Source organism: Thermococcus coalescens (genome assembly GCF_055392585.1).
Window position 1 is genome coordinate 1,213,502 of record NZ_AP043764.1, and the last position, 11,775, is coordinate 1,225,276.

Sequence of the window (11,775 nt, forward strand, 5' to 3'; positions counted from 1 at the left end):
TCAAACGGCCATTCAAACATTCTCACTTCTTCTTTCTGGGCTTCTTCCTGAGGCCGAGTTCTATCTCAAGCTCCTCTATGCGTCTCTTAAGCTCCTCGACGACGGCGGTGTTGTCGTACTGCATGAGCATGGCACCGCATATCGGGCACTGGAACTCATACTCCATGGCCTCGTCGAAGGTCAGTTTAGGGTGTCCCGGCGTGCCGCAGTGGTAGTAGATCTCGCTGGTCTCTTCATCGAGCATCTCCTTGAGCTTCTTCAGCTCGGCCATCTTCTTTGCCCGGATAATCTCCGGGAGGCGCTTGGTCTCAAGGCGCCAGTAGTAGTAATACCAGCCGGTTTCCTTGTCCCTTATGCGCTTGAACTCCGCCAAACCCTGGTCGTAGAGCATGTAGAGAACCTTTCTGACGGTGTTGACTCTGATGCCGGTTATCTCGGCGAGCTCCTCGTCGGTGGATTCCTTCTTCTTTTCAAGAGCCTTGATTACCTCAACGGCCTCTTCCCCGCCCATGTCCATTGCAAGCTCAAGGAGCTCCTTGTTCCTCCTCCTTGCCACAATCACGACCTCCAGAGAATATTTAACGGGACTGACTTTTAGCGCATAAATACTGTCCAATAGCAAACTATGTGAGCTGGAGTATATATAGGTTTTTGTCATATTTCCAACGCCAGTGAACAGAAAAGAACGTTGGATGGACTAATCGGTGAAGTACTCGTTGAGGAGCTCCTTTGCGGATGGCTTGTAGAGCTCTAAAACCTCTATGTCCTCGATGACGTTGCCCTCCCTAAGACGCAGCTTCACCTTACCACCGTAGACCTGAAGGTCATCAAGCATGCCGTATATCGCGTCCTCAGCCTCAAGAGGGGTCTTAAACTTCATTATGTACTCCTCACCATCCGACAGAATAAGCTTGACCCAGTACTCGTTTTTCCTCTTGAAGGGGCGGGTGATTTTCGGCTTAAAGTTGTCGATTATGATTTCCAAGTGCTCCACCTCCAGCCCAAAGACTTTTTGGTCTCCCTAAAGCTTTTAGGGTGCGGATTTTTAAGGGTTTCCTAAAGGACCCTTAGATAAAATGATGTCGGCCATTATTTAAACGTTATGAGACAAGATTTTTATTGAAGTTCACAAACTCGATAGGGGCTGTGTTATGTGGACGATAGAGGCCGAGGGGCTTAAAAAAAGCTATCCAAAGAAGATCCCCCTTCCTTTCAGAAAGGTGAAGTGGGTGGAGGCCGTAAGGGGCGTCAGCTTCAAAGTCAAGAGGGGGGAGCTCTTCGGGCTCCTCGGACCCAACGGTGCGGGGAAGACCACCACGATAAAGATGCTGACGACCCTTCTGGAGCCCAGCGGAGGGACTGCAAGGGTTCTGGGGCTGGACATACGGAGGGACACCAGGGAAATCAGGAGGAGGATAAACCTCGTGGCAGAGGGCGAGAGAACCCTCTATTGGCGCCTGTCCGCCTATGAGAACCTCAAGTACTTCGCCAGGATATACTACGTCCCAAAGAGGGAGGAAAAGGAAAGGATAGAACGTCTCCTCAAACTGGTGGGCCTCTGGGAGAGGAGGAACGACCTGGTGATGAACTTTTCCCAGGGTATGAAGCAGCGCCTGGCCATAACAAAAGCTCTCATAAACGACCCGGAGGTACTCTTTCTGGACGAGCCCACCCTGGGCCTCGACGTACAGAGTGCGATATTCGTGAGAGAGTTCGTGAAGAGGCTCGTGAAGGAGGAGGGCAAAACGGTTCTTCTCACGACCCACTACATGGCCGAAGCGGAGGAGCTGTGCGACAGGATAGCGATCATCGACCATGGGAGGATAATAGCCATGGACACCCCCGCGGGTCTGAAGAGGCTCATTAAGGACGAGGAAGCCGTCGAGATCAGGGTAAGGGAGCTGAACCCCAAGAGCCTCGGAGAGAGCCCCTTCAGCATGGCCGTGGTGGAGGAGGACACCTCAACCGGAACCGTGAGGCTCAGGGCCCAGGTTGACGAGGAAGACCTGCCCCGGCTCGTGGAATGGCTCGTAAAACGGGGCGCTAAGGTGCTGTCGGTCGAGAAAATGGAGCCAACCCTTGAGGACGTCTTCATCAAGCTCACCGGGAGGGGGCTGAGGGATTGATACTGGCCGTTGTGGAGAAAGAGTTCCGGATGTTCTTCCGCTACCCCCTGAGAGTCATAAGCTCGATCCTCGTGGGCATAGTCTTCCTCCTCCAGTTCGTTTACTTTGGGCAGGCAGTTCTCGGGGGCAGGTACTCGGCACTGCTTGAGGCCTCCACCGGAATGGGGGACTACCCCACCTACGCCCTCATAGGCTACGTCCTCTGGTGGGTCTCGGTTTCGCCGATGGAGGCCTACGTCTGGGGCGTCAGGAGGGAGCTCCAGAGGGGGACCTTTGAGACCAACGTCCTGTCCCCGGCGAGGCTCATCAGCCTGCTCTTCGGGCTCTCGCTGAGCTGGCTCCTCATGGACTCCGTCCTCATGGCGATAGTCTTTGTAATGGGTGTGGTAATCTTCAACATCCCCATAACCGCGGTCATCGTCCTGAAGTCCCTACCTGCCATAGCGGCGTCACTTCTGGCGTTTTTGGGCTTCGGCTTTGTCTTCGCCGGTCTTGTAATGCTCCTCAAGAACATAGGGCCATTCGCCCAGATATTCGAGTTCGCAATGCTGTTCCTGTCCGGAGTCTTCTTCCCCCTCACCGTCATGCCAGCGCCCGTTCAGGCGCTCTCCAACCTGTTCCCGCTGACCCATTCAGCACGAATCGTCAGGGCGCTCTTTGCGGGGGAAGGATACCCCGCCGTTGGAAGCTCCGTGGCGTGGCTCTTGTTCCTGATACCCGCTTACTGGGCCGTTGGCTACCTGCTCTTCCGGTGGGCAGAGAGAACGACGAGGGTGATCGGGTATGGTGGTTACTGAGCTCAGGGCCCTCTGGGGGGTGGCCGTTAAAAGCTGGCGCATCTTCCTCGGCTACAAGCTCTGGTTCATCAGCGACATAGCCCTTGGCTTCTTCTTCGTTGGACAGGCACTTCTCATAGGGATAGGCCTCACCGGGGAGCGGAACTCTGAGGCCCTCCGCGAGCTGACCGGCTACTCAGACTACGTGACCTTTGCCGTCCTGGGATTCATGGTTCTTGGCTTCGGGCTGACCTTTCTCAGCGGTTTCGTCTGGAGCGTTGTCGACGAGCTCTACGCCGGAACCCTGGAGTACTCGTTCGCCGCTCCAATGAGGAGGATAACCTTCTTCCTCGGCAACGTCCTCACGAGACTCCTCCTCTCATTCGCGTACATGGCGGTTTACGTTCCCCTTTTCGTACTCATGTTCGGGCTGAACTTCGACATCATGACGTTCTCAAGGGCCATCCCTGTGCTCCTGATAGGGGCCGTCGGGATGGTGGGGATGGGGATGACCGCCGCGGGAATAGTGCTCTACCTGAGGGATCCAGGACCTTTCATAAGCATACTTGAGATGCTGGTGTTCGCACTGAGCGGTGCAATGTACCCCATCTCAATACTCCCCGGCGGGCTGCAGTTCTTGGCCAGAATACTCCCCTACGCACCCACAACCGAGGCCGTGAGGAGTGTCGTTGCCCACGGTTACGGGGCGGCGGCGGGGGAGATAGCCTACCTCTCGGTTCTCTCGGTAGCATACGGCCTTCTCGGCTACCTGACGTATAAATGGAGTGAAAAACAGGCGAGAATCATCGGCCTCAAGGCCTACTGAAGGGCAACTCGATGCCCGTCTCCTCAGCAACCTGTATGACCCTCTCAAGTGGAACCACGGCACTCCTCGCTCCGACCTTCTGGACGGTGAGGTACGCCAGCACCATGCCCAGCCTTGCGGCTTCCTCCAGCGACCAGCCGTTGAGAACCCCGTAGATTACGCCCGCGTCGAAGGAATCCCCCGCACCAGTTGAGTCCACGACCTCGGCACTCAGCCCCCTCACCTCGTGCACGTTTCCATACTCGTCCCTCACCAGCGCCCCCCCGCCGTTGAGGGTCACCACGAGGTTCCTTGCCTTCGAGAGCGAGAGGTCTAGAGAACCGAACTTCCGCCTGTACTCGTCTTCGTTCATCATCAGGTAGTCCACCTTTCTCTCAACCTCGGGGGGAAGCTCCGCCTCCCCTATGTCGAGGGAGACCGTTATGCCGCTCTCGCTCGCGAAGTTCACGACCTCAACTATGGTCTCCGGAGGGTTCGAGGAGAGGTGAACGTGCCTCGTCAGGGAGAGGTACTCGAAATCCACCTCTTTCATCCGGTTGGCACCTGGGTACTTCACTATCCTCTTGTCCTCACCGCGTATCATCGCCACGGCCACACCGGAGGGAACGTCGACGACCTTTATGCCGCCGGTGTCCACACCGAGCTTTTTGAAGTATGCCAGGTGAGCCTCACCTATCTCATCCCGACCAACGGCACCTATATAGCCCGTCTTCAATCCAAAGGTGGCCAGCCAGCTTATCGTGTTTGCGGCTGCGCCGCCCAGACCGAAGAAAGCTTCTTTGGCGTTGACCTTCTCGTGGAACTCGGGGAAACGCTCCAGTAGCATTATGATGTCGTAGTTTAGATTCCCAATTCCCACCACATCGAATCTGACCACAGGCCTCACCCCCTGAGTGAGAGGATACGCCAGACTTCGTTAATAATCTTGCGGAGAACGGGGAGGGGAAAGATTTAAATATCCATTCCTACCCACATATGAGTAAGAGGTGAACAAAAATGATGCTTGTATTGGAGGCCTACTTCAAGAACTACCCCGCCAGAAGGAAGGTAGCCGAGTTTCTCTTTGAAAACGGCCTCAGCGTAAAGAACGGCAAGATATACCTTCGGAACGTGGAGGTTCCCATAAGCGAGCTCGCCAGGGTCATAGGGGTCAACAGGAAGATAGTCTATCACACCATAGAATACATTGAGAAGACCTATCCCCTCAAGCTCATCTTTGAGAGGCTCAATCCCCTGCCGAGCCTGATAGAGGTCGCCCCCCTGATGGGGTGGGAGGTTCTGGAGATAGAGCTGGACAAAGAGGGCTACCTTAGGGGCTTTTCCGAGGTTCTCGCCCTGCTCTCGAACAACGGCGTTTCGGTAATGGAGGTGTTCAGCAGAAACCTCCGCGAAGAGCCCACGAAGCTCTACATAGTGATAGACGGAACCCTGCCCGTCGATGTCTTCATGCGCATCAAGGAGATGGAGGGGTTCAGGAAGCTCATCCTCCACACGCCCGAGAAGGATAAGGAGAGGTTCGTCTGCAACTACTGCGAGGTCAAATACTGCCCAAAGAGGGTTCTTATCGAGAGGTTTGAGGCTACCCCGTGACTTTAAAGCCTTCCAGCCCCTCAGGTTCTTCCCATTTTATATCCACCCTCGTTACCCGGGCGAGCATCGGGCCCTGGTGCGCCCAGCCGATGAGCGCTTCCACCCTTTCGGGGTCACCTTCAATAACGGCCTCGACGGTTCCATCGGGCAGGTTCCTTACCCAGCCGCTGAGACCGAGCTTTCTCGCCTCCCTCTGCATGCTCCACCTGAAGCCAACCCCCTGAACGCGTCCGTAGATTCTAAGGTGAGCCCTCACCCGCTCCATACCTCATCCCGTTGATGATACCCCCACAACCGATTTAAGCTTATCCATCGAGTTCAGAACCGGGTGGGGGACATGGAGATGATATTCGTCTACACGACCTTCCCGGACTGGGAGAGCGCCGAAAGGATAGTGAAGGCCCTGCTTGAGAAAAAGCTCATCGCCTGCGCCAACCTCAGGGAGCACAGGGCGTTCTACTGGTGGCAGGGGAAGATTGAGGAGGACACCGAGGTCGGCGCCATACTCAAGACGAGCGTCGAGAAGTGGAAGGGGTTGAGGGAGGCCATAAAGGAGATGCACCCCTACACCGTTCCAATAATAGCCCGCATCGAGGTCGACAAGGTGAACGGTGAATACGCGGAGTGGCTTGAGAAGGTGCTGACATGATAAGGAAGGTCAAGCCCCAGATCCGCGTCGTAGGGTTTGACGATGGGACGTTCTCTTTTTCTTCCAAACTCAGAGGGGAGAAGACCATTCTAGTAGGAGTTGTCATGAAAGGCTCTCAGGAAGTCGTGGGAGTCCTCTCGCGCTGGATAACCGTTGATGGAAATGACGCCACCGACGCAATGATAGACGCCGTCAACTCCTCCAGGTTCAAAGATCTGAGGCTGATTCTCCTCAAGGGGATAACCTACGCGGGTTTCAACGTCGTTGACCTGAAGAGACTCCACGGGGAGACGGGTCTGCCGGTGGTAGTCGTTATCAGGAAGAGGCCGGACATGGGGGCGATGGAAAGGGCGCTGAGAAAGCACTTCAGTGATGCCGAGGAGAGAATAAACCTCCTTAGAAAAGCGCCTCCCCTCCTGGAGCTCATCCCGGAGAGGCTCTACATCCAAGCGGTGGGAATCGAGGGAAACAAAGCCTCCGAAGTCGTCAGGGTCACGACCCGAACCGGGCTCGTCCCGGAGCCCCTCAGGCTGGCACACATGATAGCGAGCGCCGTTATGAGTGGAGAAAGCACCCGGGAGTAAGTTTATAAGAGAGCCGAAGAAAGAGAGAAACGGCCGATGATGGCAACAGGGTAGCTACCGAATCTTGATGTGGAAGCCGTTCCAGTCTGAGGCTAATCGCACGGCACCAACAGTACCGGGACTTTTGAGTCCCTCATGACTCTCTCCGCGGTGCTTCCGAGGAGCAGATCCTTCAGAAAGTTCCTGCCCTTCTTGCCTATGACTATCAGCGTGGCGTTCTTTGCGATGGCCGTCCCTATTATCGCCTGACTGGCACTGCCCACAAGAACCTCAAAGTCAAAGTGGGCCTTCACGCCCCGGGCGGACTTCCTGAGGTTGACCTTCGCCACCTCTATGTTGTGCTCAAGCTCGTCCATCTTCCCGTAGTCCACGGAGTGGACGAGGATTCCCCGCTCTATGAGCTCCTCGAACTCCCTCACGGTCTTGACTATCTTTATCGAGCACTTCGAGAAGTCAAGTGCAATCAGGGGGCGCTTGAATATGGTCGAACAGTCCACCGATGGCTCAAAGCCGTCGTCCTTTTTCTGGTACTTCAGGAGGAGAACCGGCCTTCTGGTGGCCCTGGCGAGGTTGGAGGCGGTGCTTCCCATGAACATTGTTCTCCAGATGTTCTCACCAACGCTTGGGATGACGACGAGGTCTATGTCCCTCTCCTCCGCCACCTCGGCTATCTCTATCGAGGGAATCCCTATTCTGACTATCGCGTTCACGTTCACACCCTCAGTCCTGAGCTCCCCGGCGAGCTTCTCAAGCTTCTCGCGGTAGATGTCCTCAAGCTCAAAGGCCTCGAACTCGGCGATGGTTATGTCAACAACGTGGATAAGGTGGAGCTCCTTAACCCCCATGGAGATGAGCTTCGGGATGCAGGTGCGCAGGGCGTGCATGGAGACATCCGAAAAGTCGGTCGGGTACAGAACCTTCTCAAACATCTTGATCACCCCAGTATTAATTTGGACGTTGGTGCTTATTATCGTTATCCATTCAATTGGAAAGGGTTATAACGCTCAGAGCGAACTCTCAACGGTGATAGCTATGGTCAAGAGGGTTCACATCTTTGACTGGCACAGGGAAAACGCGAAGAAGGTTGAGGAGTTCGCCGGCTGGGAGATGCCCATCTGGTACTCCAGCATAAAGGAGGAGCACCTCGCCGTCAGGAACGGCGTCGGGATCTTCGACGTCTCCCACATGGGCGAGTTCATCTTCCGCGGTAAGGACGCCCTGGAGTTCCTCCAGTATGTAACAACGAACGACATAAGCAGGCCCCCCGCGATAAGCGGAACCTACACGCTCGTCCTCAACGAGAGGGGCGCTGTAAAGGACGAGACCCTCGTCTTCAACATGGGGAACGACACCTACATGATGGTCTGTGACAGCGACGCCTTCGAGAAGCTCGACGCCTGGTTCAACGCGATTAAGAGGGGCATCGAGAAGTTCGGTAGCCTTGACCTTGAGATTGAAAACAAGACCTACGACATGGTAATGTTCTCGATACAGGGGCCAAAGGCGAGGGATTTGGCTAAGGACCTCTTCGGCATCGACATCAACGACCTCTGGTGGTTCCAGGCAAAGGAGGTCGAGCTCGACGGGATCAAGATGCTCCTCTCAAGGAGCGGCTACACCGGCGAGAACGGCTTTGAGGTTTACTTCGAGGACGCCAACCCGTACCACCCGGACGAGGGCAAGCGCGGGGAGCCGGAGAAGGCCCTCCACGTCTGGAAGACCATCCTCGATGCCGGGGAGAAGTACGGCATAAAGCCGGCCGGACTCGGCGCCAGGGACACCCTCAGGCTTGAGGCCGGCTACACGCTCTACGGCAACGAGACCAAGGAGCTCCAGCTCCTCAGCACGGACATCGACGAGGTTACTCCCCTCCAGGCCAACCTCGACTTCGCGCTCTTCTGGGACAAGGAGTTCATAGGAAAGGAGGCCCTCCTCAAGCAGAGGGAGCGCGGCCTCGGCAGGAAGATGGTGCACTTCAAGATGGTCGACAGGGGAATCCCGAGGGAGGGCTATGCCGTCTACGCAAACGGCGAGCCCATAGGGGAGGTCACCAGCGGAACCAGCTCCCCGCTCCTCGGGATTGGCATTGGAATAGCCTTCGTGAAGGAGGAGTACGCCAGGCCGGGAGTTGAGCTTGAGATAGAGATAAGGGGCAAGCCCAAGAAGGCAATAACTGTAACTCCGCCCTTCTACGACCCGAAGAAGTACGGTGCCTTCAGGGAGGAGTGAGCCTCTTTTCTCTTTCTCGTCTTTCCCTTATGTCCCCTCAACACGAGAGGCTTATAGGTAACGGGGGCAGAACCGAATTTTATTCAGGAAACCAAAATCGCTGGATTTATATTTCCCGAGAATGAGTTGGAGCTATGTCCAGAAAACACGCCGCCGGTGCGGTGCTGCTCTGGTCAACCGTCGCGAGCGCCTTCAAGCTCTCCCTGCGCTACATGAGTCCCCTCCAGCTGCTCTTCTACGCCTCCCTGACCTCGCTCATCACCTTCGGCGTTCTCCACTCCCGCGAGTTCTCACTGAGGAAAGAAGACCTCCGCTCGGCTTACCTCGGTCTCATCAATCCCCTCCTCTACTACACCGTGCTCTTCTCGGCCTACGACAGGCTTCCGGCACAGGAGGCGCAGGCGCTCAACTACACCTGGCCGCTCATGCTCGTCCTGCTCTCGATCCCCCTCCTCGGAAAGAAGCCGGGAGTGAGAACGGTGCTGGGACTCTTCACAGGCTTCCTTGGAGCACTGGTTGTGGCAACGAAGGGAAACATAACCTGCCTGAACTTTTCGGATCCGGTTGGCGTCGCCCTCGGTCTGGGGAGCGCGGTGATATGGGCGAGCTACTGGCTTCTCAGCCTGCGCGATGGTCGGCCGCTCGTGGAGAAGATGTTCTGGAACTTTTTCTTCGGATTTCTGTACATCTCGGGGGTTCTCTTTCTTTCGGGCGAGTTCATCGTTCCCCAGGTGGAGGGCTTTGCGGGGGCCGTTTACGTCGGCCTCTTCGAGATGGGGATTACGTTTCTCCTCTGGTACCGCGCGGTGGAGGGCGACATGGCCTTTGCCTCGAACCTGGCCTACCTCGTGCCATTCCTGAGCCTCTTCTTCATCTCCCTCGTCGTCGGGGAAGGCATCGCCCCGGCAACGGTGCTGGGACTGGGGATGATAGTGGGCGGTATAATCCTCGGGAAGGGATAGCAAAACTTATAAACTCGGCTTGGGTAGGTTAAGCCGGATGGGGGCGTGGTGTAGCCTGGTCCATCATCGCGGGCTCCAGAGGTATGAGGACTTGCGGGTTTGCTGATTTGGGGATGAGCCTTTGGAGCTCTGACCCGGAGAAACCCGCGGACCGGGGTTCAAATCCCCGCGCCCCCACCATTGAAACCCTTCTGACGGAAGTTCCATCGGAGCTGGAGTGCCTTTTGCGATGGGTTCCTGTTTGTGTTTCTTGCCATCGGCCGCCACCCACCACTTGAAGGGGGTGCAACTCCCCATGTGCCCTCCCGGCTGGTCGGAACCTTTTGGGCAACTGCACGGACAGATCGGTGGGTGAGGCTTTTCTGAAGCCCCCGCTAGCCTTTGTCAGAAGGTACCCGTCAAACTTCCAGAAAAAGGACTGCCGGCCTTTGCAAAGGTTCAGCGACAGCGGAAGTTTTATTAACTTTGACTCATAAAAAGTTTACGAGGTGGTACCATGGAGGAGCCCATAAAGATAGGCCACGACAAGTTCTACATCGGCGAGGGCGAAACCGCCAGGAGGGAGCTCCGCGTGGTTAAGGTTAGCGACGAGGTTATTCAGGTCCAGGAAGAGGTCCACGGCATCATAGCCCTCGTTGGTGCAAGCTCAAGCGTCAACATAAAGAAGGAAGAGCTCAAGCGCCTGATCCAAGTCGCCAGAAAGGAGTTCGGATGGACCGACATCTGCGAGTGAATCTCTCTTTTTTCCGCCGAATCCCGGCTTTGCCGTCTCCATGAGTATCATTGGCGGTGATATTAACGTTTTATAAGCATAAAAGTGCTTAAAAGCCATCGAGGTGATTGCCATGGCAGTTGGAGAGAAGATAACGATCAGCGTTATAAAGGCCGACATCGGCGGCTGGCCCGGACATTCGAGGGTTCATCCCCAGCTTGTCGAGACCGCCGAGGAGGTTCTTGCCAAGGCCCGGGAGGAGGGCACGATAATCGACTTCTACGTCGCCACCTGTGGAGACGACCTTCAGCTCATCATGACCCACAGGAAGGGTGTTGACAGCTCCGAGATACACGGTCTCGCCTGGAAGACCTTTGAGAAGGCCACAAAGGTTGCCAAGGAGCTCGGTCTCTACGGTGCCGGACAGGACCTCCTGAAGGACGCCTTCAGCGGCAACATAAGGGGAATGGGTCCCGGAATAGCTGAGATGGAGATAACCGTGAGAAAGAGCGAGCCCGTAGTTACCTTCCACATGGACAAGACCGAGCCCGGTGCCTTCAACCTTCCGATATTCAGGATGTTCGCGGACCCGTTCAACACCGCCGGCCTCGTCATCGACCCGAACATGCACATGGGCTTCCGCTTCGAGGTCTGGGACATAAAGGAGCACACGAGGGTTATCCTCAACACTCCCGAGGAGCTCTACGACCTCCTCGCCCTCATCGGCGCCAAGTCAAGGTATGTCATCAAGAGGGTCTTCCCCAAGGAGGGCCACAAGATACCGGAGGACGAACCGGTCGCCGTCATTAGCACCGAGAAGCTCTACGAAATAGCCGGCGAGTACGTTGGAAAGGACGACCCGGTAGCCATCGTTAGGGCCCAGAGCGGCCTCCCGGCACTCGGAGAGGTTCTTGAGCCCTTCGCATTCCCGCACCTGGTCAGCGGCTGGATGAGAGGTTCACACAACGGCCCGATAATGCCCGTCCCGATGCACATGGCCAACCCGACCAGGTTCGATGGGCCCCCAAGGGTCGTCGCCCTCGGCTGGCAGATAAGCCCAGAAGGAAAGCTCGTCGGTCCGGTTGACCTCTTCGACGACCCGGCCTTCGACGGGGCCAGGCAGAAGGCCCTTGAGATCGCAGAGTACATGCGCAGGCACGGACCCTTCGAGCCCCACAGGCTCCCGATGGAGGACATGGAATACACCACCCTCCCGGGAGTCCTGGAGAGGCTCAAGGACAGATTCGAGCCCGTAGAGTGATCTCCTTTTCCCCTTTTCTGTCCGTAAAATCTTATAACTCCAGACCACCATAGCCATCAA

Annotated in this window: 15 protein-coding genes and 1 tRNA gene; 11 read left to right on the forward strand and 5 right to left on the reverse strand. The window is 56.2% G+C overall.

Annotation, left to right across the window (positions count from 1 at the left end; genetic code table 11):
• Positions 1 to 22 precede the first annotated feature (22 nt).
• Together tfe and ACZ5M3_RS06695 are read right to left on the reverse strand one after the other, a co-directional pair.
• Positions 23 to 556, reverse strand: a complete 534-nt coding sequence (tfe, locus tag ACZ5M3_RS06690; protein WP_464840792.1) for a transcription factor E — start codon at positions 554 to 556, stop codon at positions 23 to 25.
• 141 nt (positions 557 to 697) lie between these two features.
• Positions 698 to 985 (reverse strand): hypothetical protein, encoded by a 288-nt coding sequence (locus tag ACZ5M3_RS06695; protein ID WP_297092804.1) that lies wholly within the window; start codon positions 983 to 985, stop codon positions 698 to 700.
• 166 nt (positions 986 to 1,151) lie between these two features.
• On the opposite strand from ACZ5M3_RS06695, the gene ACZ5M3_RS06700 reads away from it, so the two are divergent.
• From ACZ5M3_RS06700 to ACZ5M3_RS06710, 3 genes are read left to right on the forward strand one after another with little or no spacing between them, the layout of a single operon-like run.
• A complete protein-coding gene (locus ACZ5M3_RS06700; protein ID WP_464838924.1) occupies positions 1,152 to 2,126 on the forward strand; it encodes an ABC transporter ATP-binding protein in 975 nt (324 codons plus the stop codon).
• Positions 2,123 to 2,923 (forward strand): ABC transporter permease, encoded by an 801-nt coding sequence (locus ACZ5M3_RS06705; protein WP_464838925.1) that lies wholly within the window; start codon positions 2,123 to 2,125, stop codon positions 2,921 to 2,923. The genes ACZ5M3_RS06700 and ACZ5M3_RS06705 overlap by 4 nt, the downstream gene beginning before the upstream one ends.
• Positions 2,910 to 3,728, forward strand: coding sequence for an ABC transporter permease (locus ACZ5M3_RS06710; RefSeq protein WP_464838926.1), 819 nt, complete (start codon positions 2,910 to 2,912; stop codon positions 3,726 to 3,728). Before ACZ5M3_RS06705 ends, ACZ5M3_RS06710 begins: the two co-directional genes overlap by 14 nt.
• On the opposite strand, the gene ACZ5M3_RS06715 is transcribed toward ACZ5M3_RS06710, so the two are convergent.
• Positions 3,715 to 4,605: an ADP-dependent ribose-1-phosphate kinase gene (locus tag ACZ5M3_RS06715; protein ID WP_464838927.1), complete on the reverse strand. Its 891-nt coding sequence runs from the start codon at positions 4,603 to 4,605 to the stop codon at positions 3,715 to 3,717. The two genes, ACZ5M3_RS06710 and ACZ5M3_RS06715, sit on opposite strands and share 14 nt — an antisense overlap.
• Before the next feature lie 119 nt (positions 4,606 to 4,724).
• On the opposite strand from ACZ5M3_RS06715, the gene ACZ5M3_RS06720 reads away from it, so the two are divergent.
• The gene (locus tag ACZ5M3_RS06720) at positions 4,725 to 5,318 is read left to right on the forward strand and encodes a regulator of amino acid metabolism, contains ACT domain protein (RefSeq protein ID WP_464838928.1); all 594 of its coding nucleotides are present in this window, start codon (positions 4,725 to 4,727) and stop codon (positions 5,316 to 5,318) included.
• Here the strand turns inward: ACZ5M3_RS06720 and ACZ5M3_RS06725 are convergent.
• Positions 5,308 to 5,583: an acylphosphatase gene (locus ACZ5M3_RS06725; protein WP_464838929.1), complete on the reverse strand. Its 276-nt coding sequence runs from the start codon at positions 5,581 to 5,583 to the stop codon at positions 5,308 to 5,310. The two genes, ACZ5M3_RS06720 and ACZ5M3_RS06725, sit on opposite strands and share 11 nt — an antisense overlap.
• Positions 5,584 to 5,655: 72 nt before the next feature.
• Between ACZ5M3_RS06725 and cutA the strand changes: the two genes are divergently transcribed.
• Both cutA and ACZ5M3_RS06735 read left to right on the forward strand, forming a co-directional pair.
• Positions 5,656 to 5,967: a divalent-cation tolerance protein CutA gene (gene cutA, locus ACZ5M3_RS06730; protein ID WP_464838930.1), complete on the forward strand. Its 312-nt coding sequence runs from the start codon at positions 5,656 to 5,658 to the stop codon at positions 5,965 to 5,967.
• On the forward strand, positions 5,964 to 6,551 hold the full coding sequence (locus tag ACZ5M3_RS06735) for an endonuclease dU (protein ID WP_464838931.1): 588 nt from the start codon (positions 5,964 to 5,966) through the stop codon (positions 6,549 to 6,551). Before cutA ends, ACZ5M3_RS06735 begins: the two co-directional genes overlap by 4 nt.
• A 92-nt stretch (positions 6,552 to 6,643) precedes the next feature.
• Here ACZ5M3_RS06735 and ACZ5M3_RS06740 read toward each other — a convergent pair whose 3' ends face one another.
• Positions 6,644 to 7,480: a universal stress protein gene (locus ACZ5M3_RS06740; protein WP_464838932.1), complete on the reverse strand. Its 837-nt coding sequence runs from the start codon at positions 7,478 to 7,480 to the stop codon at positions 6,644 to 6,646.
• A gap of 103 nt (positions 7,481 to 7,583) precedes the next feature.
• Between ACZ5M3_RS06740 and gcvT the strand changes: the two genes are divergently transcribed.
• The 5 genes from gcvT to fbp all read left to right on the forward strand — a co-directional run bounded on the left by gcvT (position 7,584) and on the right by fbp (position 11,715).
• The gene (gcvT, locus tag ACZ5M3_RS06745; RefSeq protein ID WP_464840793.1) at positions 7,584 to 8,780 is read left to right on the forward strand and encodes a glycine cleavage system aminomethyltransferase GcvT; all 1,197 of its coding nucleotides are present in this window, start codon (positions 7,584 to 7,586) and stop codon (positions 8,778 to 8,780) included.
• A 134-nt stretch (positions 8,781 to 8,914) separates the two neighbouring features.
• A complete protein-coding gene (locus ACZ5M3_RS06750; RefSeq protein ID WP_464838933.1) occupies positions 8,915 to 9,742 on the forward strand; it encodes a DMT family transporter in 828 nt (275 codons plus the stop codon).
• A gap of 39 nt (positions 9,743 to 9,781) precedes the next feature.
• Positions 9,782 to 9,922, forward strand: a tRNA-Trp gene (locus ACZ5M3_RS06755).
• Positions 9,923 to 10,238: 316 nt separating this feature from the next.
• Positions 10,239 to 10,475, forward strand: a complete 237-nt coding sequence (locus ACZ5M3_RS06760) for a hypothetical protein (RefSeq protein WP_464838934.1) — start codon at positions 10,239 to 10,241, stop codon at positions 10,473 to 10,475.
• A gap of 112 nt (positions 10,476 to 10,587) precedes the next feature.
• The gene (gene fbp, locus ACZ5M3_RS06765; protein ID WP_464838935.1) at positions 10,588 to 11,715 is read left to right on the forward strand and encodes a fructose-1,6-bisphosphate aldolase/phosphatase; all 1,128 of its coding nucleotides are present in this window, start codon (positions 10,588 to 10,590) and stop codon (positions 11,713 to 11,715) included.
• Positions 11,716 to 11,775: the final 60 nt, after the last annotated feature.